This is a genomic window from Streptomyces sp. NPDC033174 (assembly GCF_055577795.1).
The window spans coordinates 194,812-213,122 of record NZ_JBVIPQ010000006.1 but is presented as its reverse complement, the minus strand read 5'-3'; the positions used below and the strand labels follow the sequence as shown (position 1 = coordinate 213,122).

General features: G+C 70.9%; 18 protein-coding genes. 8 read left to right on the top strand and 10 right to left on the bottom strand.

Annotated features, from left to right (window positions below; genetic code table 11):
* Positions 1-84 precede the first annotated feature (84 nt).
* The 3 genes from ACZ5VC_RS20730 to ACZ5VC_RS20720 all read right to left on the bottom strand — a co-directional run bounded on the left by ACZ5VC_RS20730 (position 85) and on the right by ACZ5VC_RS20720 (position 3,418).
* Positions 85-906: a DUF6227 family protein gene (locus tag ACZ5VC_RS20730; RefSeq protein ID WP_469121482.1), complete on the bottom strand. Its 822-nt coding sequence runs from the start codon at positions 904-906 to the stop codon at positions 85-87.
* Positions 907-1,040: 134 nt separating this feature from the next.
* Positions 1,041-2,090, bottom strand: a complete 1,050-nt coding sequence (locus ACZ5VC_RS20725; protein ID WP_469121481.1) for a P1 family peptidase — start codon at positions 2,088-2,090, stop codon at positions 1,041-1,043.
* 92 nt (positions 2,091-2,182) lie between these two features.
* Positions 2,183-3,418 carry a low temperature requirement protein A gene (locus ACZ5VC_RS20720; RefSeq protein WP_469121480.1) on the bottom strand — a complete coding sequence of 412 codons (1,236 nt, stop codon included), beginning with the start codon at positions 3,416-3,418 and terminating at the stop codon, positions 2,183-2,185.
* A gap of 606 nt (positions 3,419-4,024) precedes the next feature.
* Between ACZ5VC_RS20720 and ACZ5VC_RS20715 the strand changes: the two genes are divergently transcribed.
* Together ACZ5VC_RS20715 and ACZ5VC_RS20710 are read left to right on the top strand one after the other, a co-directional pair.
* Positions 4,025-4,393, top strand: coding sequence for a hypothetical protein (locus ACZ5VC_RS20715; RefSeq protein ID WP_469121731.1), 369 nt, complete (start codon positions 4,025-4,027; stop codon positions 4,391-4,393).
* A gap of 72 nt (positions 4,394-4,465) precedes the next feature.
* Positions 4,466-4,660: a hypothetical protein gene (locus ACZ5VC_RS20710; RefSeq protein WP_469121479.1), complete on the top strand. Its 195-nt coding sequence runs from the start codon at positions 4,466-4,468 to the stop codon at positions 4,658-4,660.
* A 17-nt stretch (positions 4,661-4,677) separates the two neighbouring features.
* Here ACZ5VC_RS20710 and mscL read toward each other — a convergent pair whose 3' ends face one another.
* The 6 genes from mscL to ACZ5VC_RS20680 form a co-directional block, all read right to left on the bottom strand.
* Positions 4,678-5,178 (bottom strand): large conductance mechanosensitive channel protein MscL, encoded by a 501-nt coding sequence (mscL, locus tag ACZ5VC_RS20705; protein WP_469121478.1) that lies wholly within the window; start codon positions 5,176-5,178, stop codon positions 4,678-4,680.
* 138 nt (positions 5,179-5,316) lie between these two features.
* Positions 5,317-5,820 (bottom strand): hypothetical protein, encoded by a 504-nt coding sequence (locus ACZ5VC_RS20700; protein ID WP_469121477.1) that lies wholly within the window; start codon positions 5,818-5,820, stop codon positions 5,317-5,319.
* A gap of 312 nt (positions 5,821-6,132) precedes the next feature.
* A complete protein-coding gene (locus tag ACZ5VC_RS20695) occupies positions 6,133-6,975 on the bottom strand; it encodes an S-methyl-5'-thioadenosine phosphorylase (RefSeq protein WP_469121476.1) in 843 nt (280 codons plus the stop codon).
* Positions 6,976-7,078: 103 nt separating this feature from the next.
* Positions 7,079-7,411 carry an FmdB family zinc ribbon protein gene (locus tag ACZ5VC_RS20690; protein ID WP_468710424.1) on the bottom strand — a complete coding sequence of 111 codons (333 nt, stop codon included), beginning with the start codon at positions 7,409-7,411 and terminating at the stop codon, positions 7,079-7,081.
* 68 nt (positions 7,412-7,479) lie between these two features.
* The gene (locus ACZ5VC_RS20685) at positions 7,480-8,760 is read right to left on the bottom strand and encodes an MFS transporter (protein WP_469121475.1); all 1,281 of its coding nucleotides are present in this window, start codon (positions 8,758-8,760) and stop codon (positions 7,480-7,482) included.
* 240 nt (positions 8,761-9,000) lie between these two features.
* Positions 9,001-10,539, bottom strand: a complete 1,539-nt coding sequence (locus ACZ5VC_RS20680; protein ID WP_469121474.1) for a potassium/proton antiporter — start codon at positions 10,537-10,539, stop codon at positions 9,001-9,003.
* Between the two features lie 270 nt (positions 10,540-10,809).
* On the opposite strand from ACZ5VC_RS20680, the gene ACZ5VC_RS20675 reads away from it, so the two are divergent.
* Positions 10,810-13,539 carry a penicillin acylase family protein gene (locus tag ACZ5VC_RS20675; protein WP_469121473.1) on the top strand — a complete coding sequence of 910 codons (2,730 nt, stop codon included), beginning with the start codon at positions 10,810-10,812 and terminating at the stop codon, positions 13,537-13,539.
* Here the strand turns inward: ACZ5VC_RS20675 and ACZ5VC_RS20670 are convergent.
* A complete protein-coding gene (locus tag ACZ5VC_RS20670) occupies positions 13,529-14,164 on the bottom strand; it encodes a 5-formyltetrahydrofolate cyclo-ligase (RefSeq protein ID WP_469121472.1) in 636 nt (211 codons plus the stop codon). The genes ACZ5VC_RS20675 and ACZ5VC_RS20670 overlap by 11 nt on opposite strands.
* A gap of 94 nt (positions 14,165-14,258) precedes the next feature.
* Between ACZ5VC_RS20670 and galU the strand changes: the two genes are divergently transcribed.
* The 5 genes from galU (at position 14,259) to ACZ5VC_RS20645 (ending at position 18,242) form a co-directional block, all read left to right on the top strand.
* Complete coding sequence (gene galU, locus ACZ5VC_RS20665; protein WP_469121471.1) at positions 14,259-15,161, top strand: UTP--glucose-1-phosphate uridylyltransferase GalU; 903 nt, start codon at positions 14,259-14,261, stop codon at positions 15,159-15,161.
* Positions 15,162-15,165: 4 nt separating this feature from the next.
* Complete coding sequence (glp, locus tag ACZ5VC_RS20660; RefSeq protein ID WP_469121470.1) at positions 15,166-16,500, top strand: molybdotransferase-like divisome protein Glp; 1,335 nt, start codon at positions 15,166-15,168, stop codon at positions 16,498-16,500.
* Positions 16,501-16,618: 118 nt separating this feature from the next.
* Positions 16,619-17,119 (top strand): cyclic pyranopterin monophosphate synthase MoaC, encoded by a 501-nt coding sequence (moaC, locus tag ACZ5VC_RS20655; protein WP_469121469.1) that lies wholly within the window; start codon positions 16,619-16,621, stop codon positions 17,117-17,119.
* The gene (locus tag ACZ5VC_RS20650) at positions 17,116-17,631 is read left to right on the top strand and encodes a MogA/MoaB family molybdenum cofactor biosynthesis protein (protein ID WP_468710412.1); all 516 of its coding nucleotides are present in this window, start codon (positions 17,116-17,118) and stop codon (positions 17,629-17,631) included. The genes moaC and ACZ5VC_RS20650 overlap by 4 nt, the downstream gene beginning before the upstream one ends.
* Positions 17,628-18,242 carry a GNAT family N-acetyltransferase gene (locus tag ACZ5VC_RS20645; protein ID WP_469121468.1) on the top strand — a complete coding sequence of 205 codons (615 nt, stop codon included), beginning with the start codon at positions 17,628-17,630 and terminating at the stop codon, positions 18,240-18,242. The genes ACZ5VC_RS20650 and ACZ5VC_RS20645 overlap by 4 nt, the downstream gene beginning before the upstream one ends.
* Positions 18,243-18,311 lie beyond the last annotated feature (69 nt).

Genomic DNA, 18,311 nt, shown 5'->3' with positions numbered 1-18,311 from the left:
CCGCCCACGGTCTCCTGGCTTCAGTGGCCTCCGCGGCTTCAGCGGCTTCGTGGTCCGAGCCGTCGCCTCGTCGCCTCGCTCGCTTCAGCGGACTCGTGCCCGGTGTTCCATCGCCTCCCGCGCCACGCGCTCCTCCCCATACACCTCGCACATGTGCCGGCCGTCCGGTGTCGCCGTGTGCTCCACCTCCCAGAGGCTCAGCTCGCTGCCGTCGAGGAGCAGGAACGCGTGCTCGTAGAGCGTGAAACCGGCGCTTCCGCTCGCGCCCTCGGTGGCGCAGTGGCGCCCGAAGGCCTGGGTGATGTGGTGCGCGAACGCCGACCGCAGGCGGGTCGCGGTCTCCTCGCCCGGCCGGTCCGGGTTCTCCGCGCGCCGCAGGACCCGACGGGCGTGATCGGCAGAATTGTCCGGCACGTACCTACGAGGCCCCGCCGGAAGCGGGCGCGCCAGCAGTCTCGCCACCAGCTCCATGTCCTCGGCCAGGGCGTCCCCGGCCGGCGAGCCCTTGGCGAGGGCGTCCTCGACCAGAGCACCCTCGGCCCGAGCGTCCGTCGAGGGGACCGTGCCCTCGGCGCCCCCGCCCCGGCCGGCCGTCAGTGGCAGCCACGACGCGGCCAGAATCGCCTCCGCCTCCTCCGTGTAGAGCTCGTACTGCTCCCCGGAGTCCCGGCCCGTGTTGTGCGCCAGTTCCCACAGGGTCAGCGTCGTGCCGTCGCTCAGCAGATACGTGTGCCGGAAGGTCGTCCGGTGCAGCGTCGCGCTGTGGTGGGAGGAGTGCAGTGAACTGGCGTGCGCCAGCGCCAATTCCAGGCGCTCGACCGTCGAGTCGGGCAGATCGAAGGAGTTGAGCGCCCGACCCATGAGTCGCTCGAGGTGTGTCTCGGTTGTCTCGTACGGATCGTTCAAGAGGGGTCTCCAGGCCGTCGCCGCATGTCACTTGATGCTTGCTTAACGTAGTCCCTGGGTCTGACATCGCGTCTGGGGTTCGGCAAAACGAAGGGGGCGCGCGGCAAGTTCCCGTGCGCCCCGGAGCGACTCGTTCAACTTCCCTTGTTCATAAGGAAGTCGGGGCCGTACAGCTCGGCGTACGAGGGGAACGTGCCGCCCGGCCCCGCCACGCCGCGCGCCGCCAGCACCGCCCGGACGATCGCGCGCGTCACCGTGTCCGCGCCCGCCGCGAGAATCGGGTTCAGGGCCAACGGATTCTCGCCGAGCGGCAGATCGCCCGTCGCCAGGGCGAAGACCGTGTCGCCGTCGTTGAGCAGGTGAACCGGCCGCACCGCGCGCGCGATGCCGTCGTGCGCCGTCCCCGCGAGCTTCTGCGCCTGCGCGCGCGTCAGTGCCGCATCGGTCGCGACGACCGCGAGGGTGGTGTTGAGCGGCGCCGGGGCACTCAGGCCCCGCGCCTCCTCCAGCCGCCGCAGCGCCGCCGCGTGGACCTCCGGCGACGGATACTCGGGCCGCCCCTCGAAGTACCGCCCGTACAGCACCCCCGTCAGCGGATCGACCGCCGAACCCACCGCGTTGGCCACCACCAGCGCGCCCACGGTCACACCCGACTCCAGGACCGTACTCGCCGTCCCGACACCGCCCTTGAGCCCGCCCACCACCGCGCCGGTGCCCGCGCCGACCGCCCCTTCCTCGACCGGGGCGCCGGACTCCACCGCCGCCGCGGCCTCCGCCGCGGCGCGCCCGGTCGAGGCGTCCGGGCGGGCCTTCCAGTCCCCGCCGCGCCCCAGGTCGAACAGGCAGGCCGCCGGGACGACCGGCACCACCTGCGACGGGTCCGGGCCGACCGGTACGCCCCGGCCCTGCTCCTCCAGCCACGCCACCACCCCGGCCGTCGAGTCGAGGCCGTACGCGCTGCCGCCCGTCAGGACCACCGCCTCGATGCGCTGGACCAGATTGCGCGGGTCCAGCGCGTCCGTCTCCCGGGTGCCCGGCCCCCCGCCCCGTACGTCCACGGCGGCGATCGCGCCGCCCGGCGGCGCGAGGACGACGGTGGTCCCGCTGAGCGCGTTCGGCCCGGCCACGCGCGCGTGGCCGACGCGCAGTCCCACCACGTCCGTCAGTGCGTCATTCTTGGTCATGTCCGCCTGCGTACCACGCGCCGGACGCCACCGCGTTTCCTCCGCCACTACTCCCCGCGCCTTCCGCCTTCGCCTGGTCCGCCGCCTCCGTCTCAGACCGCCCGGCGCTCCCTGCGCCGCATACGAGCCGTCAGCGCCATGCCGACCACGATCGTCGCCCCCGATACCAGGCCCGCCACCAGGACCGCCCACCTGCCCGCGAACGAACTGCACAGGATCGCCAGCGCCGCCGCCGGCAGGGCCAGCTGCTGGGCGATGCCGAACTTGAAGTACCGCGCGTGGAGCGCCCAGACCGTCAGCAGGAAGATCGCCGTGGGGACGGTGACGGCGGACGACGCGGCGAGCGTCGAGAGGTGGGCCTTGCCGATGGCCTGCTCGACCGCGATCTCCATGCCCGCCCCGATCGCCGCCGCCGACGCGAAGATCAGATAGTGGCCGTAACCCCACAGGAACGCCTGCCTGTTGGAGAACAACCGGTTGTGCGCGGGCACCGCGAAGTAGATCCACCATGCGGCGAAGACGATCAGCAGCCCACCGGCCGCGATGGGCAGCACCTCACCCAGCCCGTCGTTCTCGTCGACACCGGACTTCACGGCGACAGTGGCCGCGGCGATCGTCTCGCCCAGCACGATGATGGTGAAGAGCCCGTACCGCTCGGCGATGTGGTGCGCATGCCACTGCGTGCTGAACTTCCTCTCCGCGAGGACCGGCACGGACAGCTCGGCGACCACCATCACCAGGAAGACCCAGGGGCGTGCCCCTTCGGGCGCGAACACCAATGCGGTCCAGCCGACCTGGCACAGCATCACCCCTCCCGCGTACCGCAGGGCCGTGGTCCGCTCGGCGCCCGAGGCATGGTGTGCCGCCCTGAGCCACTGCGAGACGAGCGCGAGCCGCATCACCACGTACCCGAGCCAGACCATCAGGAAGTCTTGGTCCTGGAAGGCCCGGGACACCCCTGCCGCGAGGATGAGGACGCCGGCGATCTGTACGAGGGTGACGACACGGTAGAGGGCGTCGTCGTTGTCGTACGCCGAGGCGAACCACGTGAAATTCATCCACGCCCACCAAATGGCGAAGAAGACCATCGCGTAACTGGCGATGCCCTCACCGGTGTGATGCTCGGCGACCGCGTGCACCAGCTGCGCGCCGGCCTGCGCGATGGCGACCACGAAGCACAGGTCGAAGAACAGCTCCAGGGGCGTGGCGGCGCGATGCGCCTCGTCGCGGCGGCGGGAGGTGAGGGGCCGCAGGGGGCGAGCGGAAATCGGGGGGCGGGCCTGGCCGGATGAGGCACTGGGCGGTGTTTCGTCGGGCGTGTGCGTCATGAGCCCAGGACAGCAGAGCCTCCCCGCCGCCGACCCACCGACCCACCGGCCCACCGCCGCGCTGATCCGGGCGCCGGCGGCACAACCCGGTCCGCCGGCGCGCTCCAGCCGAACGGACTCGCTGCCCCGCCGCCCCCTTGACCCGCCGGGCCGACAGCACCTGAACCATCCGGGGGAACCCGCTCACCCACCCGCCGCCCAAAAACGGCTAAATATGTACGTAATACCCTACGGTGACCGGGTGACCGAGCCATCGCAGAGCCCTCACCGGTGCGGGCGTCGAAGAGGCCTTCGCGGCAGGGGCAGTACAGCTCCCCGGCCGAGGGCGAGGCCTTGTCGAGGGTGTGGCGGGCGGCGCGAGCGCCTCGACCGCGTGGACCCCTGGCTGGGTCGTCGGTGACAGCTGGCCCGCCGCCCCGCGCGCTGCCCAAGGTGCTCCTGGTCGAGCAGGACGACGGCCGCGTCTGGGTGGTCGGCACCACCCAGTCGGGGGAGAGCGTCAAGGACGGCCTGTGCCGGCAGCTCGGCGACGGCCAGGCAGCCATGGCCGAGCGCCTGGGGTGGCGCGGGAGCCGCACACCGTATGGAGGAGAGGAACAGGCGGACATGAACGACGAACAGCCCACCACGGGACCCGCCTACAACCCGGGCAGTGCTCAGCGGCGGCTGAACCGGCCGCTCGGCGAGCGCTATCCGCAGATCCGCCCGACCAGCGGCTACGGAGACCCCCGGATCCGCCACACCGGACCGGGCTCGGGCGCCGGCGGTGAGCAGGACCCGGAGCGCTCCTCGAAGCTGCCGGCGCGCCTCGTCCTGGCGCTCACCGTCCTCATCGGCCAGCTGTGGGGCCTGACGGTGGTCGTCGACGAGTGGGTGACCGGGGACACCCACACCGCCTGGTGGGGTGCGGGCTTCCTGGTGCTGTCGTTCCTCGCGGTCCTCGGCCTGTGGCTGCTGACCCCGAAGGACCGCTGACCCGAAGGACCGCTGACCCCGACGGACCGCTGACCCCGAAGAGCCGTTGACTTCCCGGCGTACTCTGGACGTATGAGTACCGCCCCCGCCCTCGGACCGCGAGACGCGAAGCAGCCGAAGCCCACACCGAAGCTGATCTTCGACGATCCGCTGGACCAGCAATCCGCGGACGACACGGACCGTGGATGGGGTGAGCGGCCTCCCGGTGGTGACAGCGCCACCGACCTGGCGCGCTTCCTCGACGAGAAGCCGCCGCACCACCTCTGACGCCGGCCGCGCGCCGGCTAGGGGGTGGTGCCCTGTGGCCCCACGCCCGCCGCGCTCGCCCCGGTCGAGTTCACCCCGGCCGTGACCGGACCGCGCTGATGGATCAGGGCGTCCCGGATCTCCTTGAGCACCTCCAGCTCGCTGATCTCCATGGTCTCCTGCACGCCTGCCTTCTCCCTGTCCATCGCGGCCCTCCTGGCCAGGTACTTCGCCATGGGGAGGACCATCAGGAAGTAGACGACGGCCGCCGTGATCACAAAGCTGAGCGTGGCGCTGAGCACCGTTCCCCACAGGATCGGGATACCGCTCACCACCTCCCCGGCGTCGTTGACCCTGCAGGGGTCCTTGAGGCACGACTGGTAGCCGGCCAGGTCCTTGGTGCCGAAGGCGCCGACGAGCGGGTTGATGACCCCCTTGACCACCGAGTTCACGATCTGCGTGAACGCGGCGCCGATGACGACGGCGACCGCCAGATCGATCACGTTCCCGCGCATCAGGAAGGCTTTGAAGCCTGCCATCACGCTCTCCTTCTCCTTCGGGCTCACCCAAGCGCCTTTCCTCGCGTGTGCAGTTGGCTGAGTCATTAGGCCGCTCACGGTGCATAGCAGTCCAATCCGTACACTCGGACCAGCTACTTGACGGAGCGTCAGTGCGAATCAGCACACCGTCACCGCCAGTCGGGACGTCGAGCCCGCGCCGGCCAGCGCCGTCGCCGTGGAGCGAGGAACGGCAAGGACGATCAGGGCGCCGCCGTCCGCGGAAGTCCCACCCGGCGCCGGAACGTCCTTCACCCGCGCCCCACTGGCCACCACACGGGGTCGGCCCCCGCCCCCGATCGCCGAAGGGGCAGCGGCGATCACATCGACCCGGTCGCCGGGCCGCAGCAGACGTACGGAGTCGGCGTCCGCGATGCGTACCGGCGCGGAGACCATCCGTACGGGCGGCCGCGACTCCCGCTCGGCGGCCACCGCACCCGGGCCCGGCGCGTCCCCCGGTGAAGGGCCCAGGACGCCGGTGCCCATGGCCGCCAGCGCGGCCGCCGTCATCGCGAGCCCGGCGGCCAGCGCCCGCCTCCGGCGCCGCAGGGCCCGCCGCAGCCGGAGCTTCCCGCCCCGCACCCGCAGCGGCGGGAAGTGCGCCACCGTCCGGATCCCGGGCACGGTCGACGGAAAGAAGGATGAAGAAGGCCAAGAAGGCGAAGAAGGCGACGGGAGCGAAGAGGGCGGGGAAGGCGACGGGAACGAAGGGGGCGAAGAGGGCGGAGAAGGGAAGGGCGGAAAGGACGAGTGCGGGAAAGACGAGGGATCGGATGTCATGGCGAACACCGCCTGTCGCGAAGGACCGCTCTCCGGACCATCCGGAGAACACCCCCCGACGATCCCGCCTTCGCTCCGATCCCGCTCGGGCCTGTGGACAAGCCTGCCCTTGTGGAAAACCCGCTCACCCACAGGCGCCACAGCGCCCCCAAGGGGTTACGGCAGCTCGATCCCCAGGTCCCATCCGTCGTGCGCGTGCGTGCACAAGCAGTCCCGGTCCGCCGTCTCCGGCAGCGCGCCCACCGCGTCGAACAGCACCTCGCGCAGCCTGCCCACGTTCTCGCCGAACACCTTCAGCACCTCGGTGTGCGAGACGCCCTCGCCCGTCTCCGCTCCCGCGTCCAGGTCCGTCACCAGCGCCATCGAGGTGTAGCAGAGCCCCAGCTCACGGGCGAGCACGGCCTCCGGGTGCCCGGTCATACCGACCACCGACCACCCCGCCTGCGCGTGCCACCGCGACTCGGCCCGGGTCGAGAACCGCGGGCCCTCGACGACCACCATCGTGCCGCCGTCCACCGGGTCCCAGCCGCGGCCGCGGGCCGCCTTCACGGCGGCCCTGCGCCCATCCGGGCAGTACGGGTCGGCGAAGGTCGTGTGCACGACGTTCGGCACGCTGCCGTCCGGCAGCGGCTCACCGTCGAAGTACGTCTGCGCCCGCGCCTTAGTGCGGTCCACGAGCTGGTCGGGTACGAGCAGCGTGCCCGGCCCGTACTCCGGCTGAAGGCCACCCACCGCGCAGGGCCCGAGCACCTGCCGCACGCCGAGCGACCGGAGCGCCCACAGATTGGCCCGGTAGTTGATCCGGTGCGGCGGCAGCGTGTGTCCGCGTCCGTGCCGGGGGAGGAAGGCGACCTGACGCCCGGAGATCTCCCCGACGAACAACGAGTCGCTCGGCGGTCCGTACGGAGTGTCCACGGACACTTCCGTGACGTCGTCCAGGAAGGAGTAGAACCCCGAACCGCCGATCACACCTATGCCCGCGTACGCGTTGGTCGCCATGGCGGCCACCCTAACCAAGTCCGCCCCGCCCCGGTACGTCCGCATACGCCGAGAACCCCACCGTGCGAAACGGTGAGGTTCTGGGACGCGCGGAAAAATACGGTCAGGCGGCGGAGCTGGAGCCGCTCGACGAGGACGCCGTCGAAGACGACGAGGACGTCGACGCAGCGGGCTTCGCGTCCGACGACGAGGAGCTCGTGCTGGACGTCGACGAGGTCGAGGACTTCGACGACGAGGCCGGCGAGCTGCTGGACGACGAGCCGCGGCTGTCGTTCCGGTAGAAGCCGGAGCCCTTGAAGACAATGCCGACGGCGGAGAACACCTTCTTCAGGCGTCCTTCGCAGCTCGGGCACGTGGTCAGGGCGTCATCGGTGAACTTCTGCACCGCCTCGAGGCCCTCGCCGCACTCGGTGCACTGGTACTGGTAGGTCGGCACTTGTCTTCCTCCTGGCACTCTCACTCAATGAGTGCTAACGACTGTCCATACTGACGTATTCCGCGGAATCAGTCCACCGTCACCGGCACTCGGTGACCGATACCACGTGCCGCGATCCGTCCGGCGGGCCTCGGCGAGAGCCGCGACCGCAGGGCGAGGAGGGTGGCCAGCGCCAGAACGGTGCCGACCAGCGGCACCAGGAATCCGGTGCTCGCGCCGTGTTCGTCGGCCAGCCGGCCGGCGACCGTCACGGCGGCGGCCTGGCCCAGGGCCACCGCGCCCGTCAGCCAGGTGAAGGCCTCGGTGCGGGCGGTCGCCGGAACCAGCGTCTCGACCAGCGTGTAGCCGGTGATCAGCGCCGGGGCGATGAACAGGCCCACGACCAGGCCCAGCGCGCCGAGCAGCAGCACCGAGTGGACCGACCAGAGCAGCGAGGCCGCCACGGTCAGGCCCGCGTAGCCCAGGACGAGCCTGCGACGCGGTCCGATCTTCCAGGCGACGGCGCCGCACGCGATGCCGGCGAGCATGTTCCCGGCGGCGAAGACTCCGTACAGCAGACCGTTGGCGCCGGGGTTGCCGATCTCCTCGGTGAAGGCGGTCAGCGAGACCTGCATACCGCCGAAGACCGAGCCGATGCCGAGGAAGGCCACGGCCAGGACGCGGACGCCGGGAATGGACAGCGCGGAGGCGTGCGGCTGCTCGGACGAGGCCGCGGCGATCAGGCCGTACGCCGGCTCCGTGGAGCGCTGGGCGGCGAAGAACAGGCCGCCGAAGAGGGTCAGGGCCGCCTCGGCGATCAGACCGGCGGCCGGGTGGACGCCGGTGCACAGGGCGGTGGCGAGGACCGGGCCGACGACGAAGGTGAACTCGTCCGTCACGGACTCGAAGGCCGCGGCGGTCGGCATCAGCGGCGACTTCTCCAGCTTGGCCGCCCAGCGGGCGCGGACCATGGGGCCGATCTGCGGCACGGAGGCGCCGGTGGGCACGGCCGCGAGGAACAGGGCCCACATGGGGGCGCCGACGAGCGCGAGCGCCACCAGAGCCGACACCGAGGCGGTGTGGACGAGCACTCCGGGGACGAGCACGGCGCGCTGTCCGACGCGGTCGGCGAGCTTGCCGCTCTGCGGGGCGAACATCGCCATGGAGACGCCGGTCACGGCGGCGACGGCACCGGCGCTGCCGTACGAGCCGGTGGTGTGCTGGACGAGCAGGACGATGCCGATGGTCAGCATCGCGAAGGGCTGGCGGGCCGCGAAGCCGGGCAGCAGGAACGAGAGGGCGCCGGGGGTGCGCAGGAGCTGTCCGTAGCCCGGGCGCTTCGTGGCGGACGTGGTGACCGTGGATGCCACGGTCCTTGCCTTTCTGCCGCCTGGTAGCGCTCCCCTGGGTGTACGGGAGCCGCCGAGAGCTGTCCTCTTGCGCGGAACTGCGGTAGATGCCAGGCCCCGTGGTGAGGGTGCCGCGGCCGCCATACGGTCGCGCCAGCTCTGCGTCAGGCAGAGTTGGTCGATCAAGTGTTCCTTCATGGTACAGGGAGTGACGACCTCGCGCCTGGGAAAAGACCTCCCAATTTCGCTGTGCACCTGTGATTAACCGGACGTTCGCCGACCGAAGAAGCGCTCGGCGCCGGCGATACGTCCCCTCAGAGCCGCGGTCCTCGCCGAAGGCCCGCCCTGGGCGGTCGCGCCGCCCGTGCCGAGCCAGCCCGCCAGCTTGCCGCCCTGGCCCACGGCGCGCAGCCGCCCCTCGGCCGCGTCGCGCACCGGATCGGTCGCGACCACGAGCAGCTCGTCCCCGCGCCGCAGCACGGTCGACGGCGCCGGTACGAAGCTCTTCCCGTCGCGTACGACCAGGGTGACCGCCGAGCCCGCGGGCAGGCGGAGCTCGGCGACCTCGACGCCGTGCATCTTGGACTTCTGCGGGATCGCGACCGACAGCAGATGCCCGCGCAGGCGCTCCAGGGGCGCCGATTCGACGCCGAGGTCGGCCGCCTCGGACGGGTCGCCGAGGCGCAGCGCCCGGGCCAGCCACGGCAGGGTGGGCCCCTGGACCAGGGTGTAGACCACGACGAGTACGAAGACGATGTTGAAGACCCGCTCGCTTCCCTCGATCCCGGACACCATGGGGATGGTCGCCAGGATGATGGGCACGGCTCCGCGCAGCCCCGCCCAGGACATCAGCGCCTGCTCCTGCCAGGGGATACGGAAGGGCAGCAGGCTGACCAGGACCTCCATGGGCCGGGCCACCACCGTCAGCACCAGGCCGATGACGACGGCCGGCCAGAAGTCGCTGATGAGCTTGTGCGGGGTGACCAGCAGACCGAGCAGGACGAACATGCCGATCTGGGCGATCCAGCCGAGTCCCTCGGCGAAGCCCCGGTTGGCCGGCGCGTGAGGCAGCTTGGCGTTGCCGAGCACCATCGAGGCGAGATAGACGGCGAGGAAGCCACTGCCGTGCGCCATGGCGCCGGCGGCGTACGCCACGACCGCGATGGCCATGACGGCGATCGGGTAGAGGCCCGAGGCGGGCAGGGCGACGTGCCGCAGTCCGAACGAGCCGAGGAAGCCGACCGCGAGGCCGATGCTCGCGCCGATCGCCAGCTCCAGCGCGATCTTGCCGACCAGGACGTACCAGTGGTCGACCGGCCCGACCGTGGAGAAGGACACCACGAGGATCACCACGGGCGCGTCGTTGAAACCGGACTCGGCCTCCAGGACGCCGGTGACCCGGGAGGGCAGCGGGATCTTGCGCAGGACGGAGAAGACCGCGGCGGCGTCCGTCGAGGAGACGACCGCGCCGATGATCAGGGCGGGCCGCCAGTCCAGGCCGACCACATAGTGCGCGGCGGCCGCCGTGATGCCCACACTCACCGCGACGCCGACGGTCGACAGCACGACCGCCGCGGGCAACGCGGGTTTGATCTCCTTCCACTTGGTGCCCAGGCCACCCTCGGCCAGGATCACCACCAGTGCGGCATAGCCGATCACCTGGGTCAGCCCGGCGTTGTCGAAGTGGACGTTGCCGATGCCGTCCTGTCCGATGGCCACCCCGATCCCGAGGTACAGCAGCAGGCTGGGGAGCCCGCTCCGGGACGAGACGCGCACCGCCGCGACGGCGACGAGCAGCACGAGCGAGCAGATGAGCAGGAGTTCGTTGAGCTGGTGGACAGTCAGTGGCCGTTCCTTCCCTGGCGGGCGGCCGGATCGTTCCTCCAGCAGCCGGTACTTCGTTACCTTACCTAATCTTTAACGTTTTCTTGACACGGTCGATCATTCGTCCGGCAACCGTCCGAAAGTGCGTCGGCCGCTTCCTTACTGACACCGCGTCCGGGCCGGGGGAGCGCTGCGCCTATGGTTGCTCCAGCACTCCAGGACCACCCTGCCCCTCGAAGGACAGCGATGCCCGCCAACACCACTGCCTCTTCCGCCAGCAAGAAGGGGCGACGCGCCCGCCTGATCATCATCGTCCTGGTGTTGGCGCTGGTCGCGGGCGTCGGCTATGGCACGTACTGGGGCATCAGTACCGTTCGTGCCTCGTATCCGCAGACGAGCGGCACGATCAGGATCGACGGGCTCTCCGGACCCGTCGACGTCAAACGCGACGCCTACGGCGTCCCGCAGATCTACGCCTCCAGCGACGAGGACCTCTTCCGCGCCCAGGGGTTCGTCCAGGCGCAGGACCGGTTCTACGAGATGGACGTCCGGCGCCACATGACCTCCGGCCGGCTCTCGGAGCTGTTCGGCAAGGACCAGGTGGACACCGACGCCTTCCTGCGCACGCTCGGCTGGCGCCAGGTCGCCCAGCGGGAGTACGACACCAAGCTCACGCCCGAGACCAAGAAGAACCTCCAGGCCTACGCGGCGGGCGTCAACGCCTATCTTCGGGGCAAGGAGGGCAGTGACGTCTCGGTCGAGTACGCGGCCCTCGGCTTCGTCAACGACTACAAGATCGAGCCGTGGACGCCGGTCGACTCGGTGGCCTGGCTCAAGGCGATGGCCTGGGACCTGCGCGGCAACATGCAGGACGAGATCGACCGTTCGCTGATGACCAGCAGGCTCAGCGCGTCGCAGATCCAGCAGCTGTACCCGGCCTACCCGTACGGCCTGCACAAGCCGATCCTCGACAAGGGCGGCGTGAACAAGGCCACCGGGAAGTTCGACCCGGACCGCATGCCGTCCTCGGAGGGTGCGAACGGCCCGGAGGGTGCGACGCGGGGTCTGCAGTCGCAGCTCTCCGCGCTCTCCGAGACCCTCGACGAGATCCCGGCGCTGCTCGGCCCCAACGGCAACGGCATCGGATCGAACTCCTGGGTCGTCTCCGGCAAGTACACGACCTCCGGCAAGCCGCTGCTCGCCAACGACCCGCACCTGGCCCCGCAGCTGCCCTCCCTCTGGTACCAGATGGGCCTCCACTGCCGGAGCGTCACGGCCACCTGCCGCTACGACGTGGCCGGCTACACCTTCTCCGGTATGCCCGGCGTGATCATCGGCCACAACCAGGACATCGCCTGGGGGTTCACCAACCTTGGCGCGGACGTCACCGATCTGTACCTCGAGAAGGTCTCCGACACGGGCTACCAGTACGGCGGCCGGGAGGTGCCGTTCACCAACCGCGACGAGGTCATCAAGATCGCGGGGGGCACGAGCAGGACCATCACCGTACGGTCCACGAACAACGGCCCCCTGGTGTCCGACCGCAGCGGTGAGCTGGAGAAGGTCGGCGAGAAGGCCCCCGTCAAGAACTCCGCCCCCGACCGCGGCGACGGATACGCGGTGGCCCTGCGCTGGACCGCGCTGGACCCGGGCAAGTCCATGGACGCCGTCCTGGAGCTCAACCGGGCCAGGGACTTCAAGGAGTTCCGGGCGGCCGCCAGGGACTTCGACGTGCCCTCGCAGAACCTGATCTACGCCGACGCCAAGGGTCCCGAGGGCCACATCGGCTACCAGGCACCCGGAAAGATCCCGGTCCGCGCGGCGGGTCACGACGGCACCCTGCCGGCCCCCGGCTGGGACCCGGCGTACACGTGGAAGAGGACGACGGTCCCCTTCGAGGAACTTCCCTATGAGGAGGACCCGGACCGCGGCTACATCGTCACCGCCAACCAGGCCGTCGTCGACGCCGAGAAGTACCCCTACCTCCTCACCAAGGACTGGGGCTACGGCTCGCGCAGCCAGCGCATCAACGACCTCATCGAGTCGAAGATCAAGGACGGCGGGAAGATCTCGCCGGACGACATGCGGACCATGCAGACGGACAACCGCAGCGAGATCGCGACGCTGCTCAACCCGCTGCTGCTGAAGATCGACATCTCGGATCCGTACGTCCGCGAGGCGCAGAAGCTGCTGGAGGGCTGGGACTACACCCAGGAGCCCGACTCGGCCGCCGCCGCGTACTTCAACGCGGTCTGGCGCAACGTCCTGAAGCTGGCCTTCGGCAACAAGCTGCCCAAGGAGCTGCGGGTCGAGGGCGACTGCATAAACGTCCGCCCGGCCGACTTCACGGGTCCGGTCGACGAGCAGAACAAGCTGGTGCGCGAGTGCGGTCAGCGCGACCCGGAGTCGGCGCAGCCGGACGGCGGCGACCGCTGGTACGAGGTGGTCCGCCCGCTCCTCAAGAACGAGAAGAGCGAGTGGTGGAAGTCCGAGCCGAGCCGTACGGACGAGGCCACCGTGACCCGCGACCAGCTGCTGGCCCGCGCGATGGAGGACGCCCGCTGGGAGCTGACCGCCAAGCTCGGCAAGGACGTCTCCACCTGGAGCTGGGGCCGGCTGCACCAGCTGACGCTGAAGAACCGGACCCTTGGTACGGAAGGACCCGGTTTCCTCCAGTCCATGCTCAACAGGGGGCCGTGGAACCTGGGCGGCGGTGAGGCGGCCGTCAACGCCACCGGATGGAACGCGGCGGGCGGCTATGACGTCATCTGGGTGCCGTCCATGCGGATGGTCGTCAACGTCGGCGACTGGGACAAGTCCCGCTGGATCAACCTGACCGGCGCCTCCGGGCACGCCTACAACGCGCACTACACCGATCAGACCGAGCTGTGGACCAAGGGCGAGCTGCTCGACTGGGCCTACGGCGAGCAGGCCGTCACGGCGGCCACGCAGGACACCCTGGTCCTCAGTCCGTAGGACGGGGGGCAGGGCTCCGGCCCGAGGGGCCCCAGGCCCTGAACCGGACGACGCCCTCGGGCGTCACCACCGCGTGTACGGGGTGGTCGTGCGGCTCCTCCGGGACCCGGGCGACCACCTCGTTCGCGTACAGGAGCACCACGAGCGCCGGATCCGCGCCGGCCCGCGCGAGCCGCGCGAGGACCCGGTCGTACGAGCCGCCGCCCCGTCCCAGGCGCATCCCCCGGGCGTCCACCGCGAGGCCGGGCAGCAGCACGGCGTCGGCGCCCAGGACGGCGTCCGGGCCGAGCCGTTCCCCGGCGGGCTCCAGCAGGCCGCGCCCGGCGCGCACCAGGCTCTGGGCGCCCTCGTACGGTCCCCAGTCGAGGTCGTTGTCCTCGAGCAGCACCGGCAGCAGGACACGCACGCCCCGGGCGCGCAGCGCGTCCAGCAGGGCGCGTGTGCCGGGCTCGCTCCCCACCGACACATAGGCGGCCACCGTGCGGGCGTGCGCCAGTTCGGTGAGCTCCAGTGCGACATGAGCGAGAATCGTTCCGGTGTCGCGTACGTCGTCGCCGGTCAGCAGCGCCCGCGAGGCGAGCAGTTGGCGTCGCAGAGCGGCCTTGTCGGACATGTCGCCTGGCATGGGGAACTCACAAACCTCTCGTATCAGTCCTTATGATCAGGAAGTTAATCGGAGTCTCATCTTCGCCACATACCGACCGGATATGGTGCTCCGCATGACTCAGTCGCCCTTCAGGATCAGCAAGGCTGTCATCCCGGCCGCCGGGCTCGGAACCCGGTTCCTCCCGGCCACCAAGGCCACTCCCAAAGAGATGCTGCCTGTCGTCGACAAACCCGCCATCCAGTACGTGGTCGAGGAGGCGGTCGTCGCCGGCCTCACCGACGTCCTCATGGTGACCGGTCGGAACAAGCGACCCCTGGAGGACCACTTCGACCGGAACTACGAGCTGGAGGAAGCGCTGTCCCGCAAGGGGGACAGCGAGCGCCTCGCCAAGGTCCAGGAGTCCAGCGACCTCGCCACCATGCACTACGTGCGGCAGGGCGACCCGCGCGGGCTCGGCCACGCCGTCCTGTGCGCCGCCCCGCACGTCGGCGACCAGCCCTTCGCCGTCCTGCTCGGCGACGACCTGATCGACCCGCGCGACCCGCTGCTGTCCCGCATGGTCGAGATCCAGGAGCGCGAGGGCGGCACCGTCATCGCCCTGATGGAGGTCGAGCCCGCCCAGATCGGCATGTACGGCTGCGCCGCCGTCGAGGCCACCATCGACTCCGACGTCGTCAAGGTGACGGACCTGGTGGAAAAGCCCGACCCGGCCGACGCCCCCAGCAACTACGCCATCATCGGGCGGTACGTCCTGGACCCGGCGATCTTCGGGATACTGCGCGAGACCGAGCCCGGCCGGGGCGGCGAGATCCAGCTCACCGATGCGCTGCAGAAACTCGCCATGGACGAGAAGATCGGGGGTCCGGTGCACGGCGTCGTCTTCAAGGGCCGCCGCTATGACACCGGAGACCGGGGCGACTATCTGCGTGCCATTGTCAGACTCGCGTGCGAACGTGAGGACCTGGGGCCGGAGTTCCGGGCCTGGCTTCGCAGTTACGTCACCGAGGAGATGTAGCACCTTGAGCAGCACGGCAGTACCGGCACCGTCATCGCCGTCCTCCGGCCTCTGGTCGGTCGACGAGCACCTGGACGACATCCTCGCCGCGGTGAAGCCGCTCGAACCCATCGAGCTGCAACTCCCCGACGCGCAGGGCTGTGTCCTCGTCGAGGACGTCACGGTGCCGGTCGCGCTGCCGCCGTTCGACAACAGCTCCATGGACGGGTACGCGGTCCGGGTCGCCGATGTCTCGGGCGCCTCCGAGGAGTTCCCGGCGGTCCTGACCGTCATCGGCGACGTGGCGGCGGGCAGCGGTGAGCCGCCGGCCGTCGGACCCGGACAGGCGGCGCGCATCATGACCGGCGCCCCGCTGCCGCCCGGCGCCGAGGCCGTCGTGCCGGTCGAGTGGACCGACGGGGGCACGGGCGGCGGAGCGGCCACCACCATGCGCCCCGCGGGCGCCGCCCCCGAGGGCGCGAGCGGCGAGGTCCGGGTCCACCGGCCGGTCCAGGCCCGCGCGCACGTCCGCGCCCGGGGCAGCGACGTCCAGGCGGGCGACCTCGCGCTGGAGGCCGGCACGGTCCTCGGGCCGCCCCAGATCGGTCTGCTCGCCGCCATCGGCCGCGGCACCGTGCGGGTCCGCCCCCGTCCCCGGGTGGTCGTGATCTCCACCGGAAGCGAGCTGGTCCAGCCCGGCGAGGCCCTGGGCGAGGGCAAGATCTACGACTCCAACAGCTTCGCACTGGCCGCCGCGGCGCGGGACGCCGGAGCCATCGCCTACCGCGTCGGCGCGGTCACCGACGACGCCGAGACCCTGCGCGCGGCCATCGAGGACCAGCTGATCCGCGCCGACCTGCTGGTCACCACCGGCGGTGTCAGCGTCGGCGCGTACGACGTCGTCAAGGAGGCTCTCTCCTCCGTCGGCGACCAGGAAGAGCCGGGTAGTGGCATCGACTTCCGCAAGCTCGCCATGCAGCCGGGAAAGCCGCAGGGCTTCGGCTCGATCGGCCGCGAGCACACCCCCCTGCTCGCCCTGCCGGGCAACCCGGTCTCCTCGTACGTCTCCTTCGAACTCTTCGTCCGCCCCGCGATCCGCGCGCTGATGGGTCTCACCGATCTGCACCGGCCCCGCGTGCGTGCCGTGCTGAAGGCCGACAAGGCGCTGTCCTCACCGGCCGGGAAGCGTCAGTTCCTGCGCGGGAGCTACGACGCGGAGAGCGGCACCGTCACTCCGGTGGGCGGCACCGGCTCCCACCTGATCGCCGCGCTCGCCCACGCCGACGCCCTGCTCGTCGTACCGGAGGACACCACGTCCGTGGACCCGGGCGCCGAGCTCGAAGTGGTCCTCATCCGCTGACGACGCCCAGGTGGCGGTAACGTGTCTGCGCTGTGCCTTCCGGGGGACGTCCCCCGGACCTCCGCCGCCCTGCGGGGCCGTGCGGGGAACCGGCGCCAGAACGCGAGGCGGAGTCCAGTTGAGTACGCAAGGCAGGCTGACGCACATCGACGAGGCGGGGGCGGCCCGCATGGTCGACGTCTCCGGGAAGGACGTCACCGCGCGGACCGCGCGCGCCAGCGGCCGGGTCCTGGTCTCGCCGCGCGTGATCGAGCTGCTGCGCGGCGAGGGCGTCCCCAAGGGCGACGCGCTCGCCACCGCACGGATCGCCGGGATCATGGGCGCCAAGCGCACCCCGGACCTCATCCCGCTCTGCCACCCCCTGGCGGTCTCCGGGGTGACACTGGACCTGACCGTCGCGGACGACGCGGTGGAGATCGCGGCGACCGTGAAGACCACCGACCGCACCGGCGTCGAGATGGAGGCGCTGACGGCCGTCTCCGTCGCCGCGCTGACCGTCGTCGACATGGTGAAGGCGGTCGACAAGGCCGCGGTGATCTCCGACATCCGCGTCGAGGAGAAGACCGGCGGCAAGTCCGGCGACTGGGCGCGCGACGCGGGTGAGGAGGCCGGGGCGTGAGCGCCGCATCACCCGACACTCCGCGGGCCGCCTACCGTGCGCTGGTCGTCACCGCGTCCAACCGGGCCGCCGCCGGCGTGTACGAGGACAAGGGCGGGCCGGTCCTCGCCGAGGGCCTGGCCGCGCTCGGCTTCGCGGTCGACGGCCCCCAGGTGGTGCCCGACGGGGAGCCCGTCGAGGCCGCCCTCCGGGCCGGGGTCGCCGCCGCGTACGACGTCATCCTGACCACCGGCGGCACCGGCATCTCGCCGACGGACGCCACCCCGGAGGCCACCGGACGGGTCCTCGATTACGAGATCCCCGGCATCCCCGAGGCGATCCGCGCGTACGGCCGGGAGAAGATCCCCACCGCCGCGCTCTCCCGCGGTCTCGCCGGGGTCGCGGGCCGCACCCTGATCGTCAATCTGCCGGGCTCGCCCGGCGGTGTGCGCGACGGACTCGCCGTCCTGGACCGGCTGCTGGTCCACGCGGCCGATCAGCTCCGGGGCGGCGACCACCCCAGAACGTCATGATCCCGTCCTGGCCCGCGGTCCTGGTCGACGGCGATGTGGTGCTGCGGCCGATAAAACACCGTGACCAGCGGGCCTGGCGCGAGGTCAACCGGCGCAACCGCGACTGGCTGCGGCCCTGGGAGGCCACCATCCCGCCGCCCGGACCCGGCGGCCCGGTCGCCCGGCGCCCCACGTACCGCCAGATGGTCCGCCATCTGCGGGCCGAGGCCAACGCAGGCCGGATGCTGCCCTTCGTGATCGAGTACGAGGGCCGCCTCGTCGGCCAGATCACGGTCGCCGGGATCACCTGGGGATCCATGTGCTCGGGCCACGTCGGCTACTGGGTCGACCGCGATGTGGCGGGCCGCGGCGTCATGCCGACCGCGGTGGCGCTCGCCGTCGACCACTGCTTCCGTACGGTCGGACTGCACCGGATGGAAGTCTGCATTCGCCCGGAGAACGGGCCGAGTCGGCGGGTGGTCGAGAAATTGGGATTCCGGGAGGAAGGGCTGCGCCCGCGCTATCTGCACATCGACGGTGCGTGGCGTGACCATCTGGTGTTCGCGCTGACGGCGGAGGAAGTCCCCGAGGGACTGCTGCGCCGCTGGCACGCGGCACAGTCCCGTAAATGAAATAAACGTTCGAATTCAATCAACGGTTGACCATCAACTGATCTGAAGAGTCATAAAAAAAGTCAGTGA

Coding starts and splice junctions, on each gene's coding strand:
- galU (WP_469121471.1), top strand. CDS start 14,259: ATGACTCAGTCGCCCTTCAGGATCAGCAAGGCTGTCATCCCGGCCGCC.
- ACZ5VC_RS20725 (WP_469121481.1), bottom strand. CDS start 2,090: ATGACCAAGAATGACGCACTGACGGACGTGGTGGGACTGCGCGTCGGC.
- ACZ5VC_RS20695 (WP_469121476.1), bottom strand. CDS start 6,975: ATGGCGACCAACGCGTACGCGGGCATAGGTGTGATCGGCGGTTCGGGG.
- ACZ5VC_RS20675 (WP_469121473.1), top strand. CDS start 10,810: ATGCCCGCCAACACCACTGCCTCTTCCGCCAGCAAGAAGGGGCGACGC.
- ACZ5VC_RS20645 (WP_469121468.1), top strand. CDS start 17,628: ATGATCCCGTCCTGGCCCGCGGTCCTGGTCGACGGCGATGTGGTGCTG.
- ACZ5VC_RS20670 (WP_469121472.1), bottom strand. CDS start 14,164: ATGCCAGGCGACATGTCCGACAAGGCCGCTCTGCGACGCCAACTGCTC.
- ACZ5VC_RS20715 (WP_469121731.1), top strand. CDS start 4,025: ATGAACGACGAACAGCCCACCACGGGACCCGCCTACAACCCGGGCAGT.
- ACZ5VC_RS20720 (WP_469121480.1), bottom strand. CDS start 3,418: ATGACGCACACGCCCGACGAAACACCGCCCAGTGCCTCATCCGGCCAG.
- mscL (WP_469121478.1), bottom strand. CDS start 5,178: ATGGCAGGCTTCAAAGCCTTCCTGATGCGCGGGAACGTGATCGATCTG.
- ACZ5VC_RS20710 (WP_469121479.1), top strand. CDS start 4,466: ATGAGTACCGCCCCCGCCCTCGGACCGCGAGACGCGAAGCAGCCGAAG.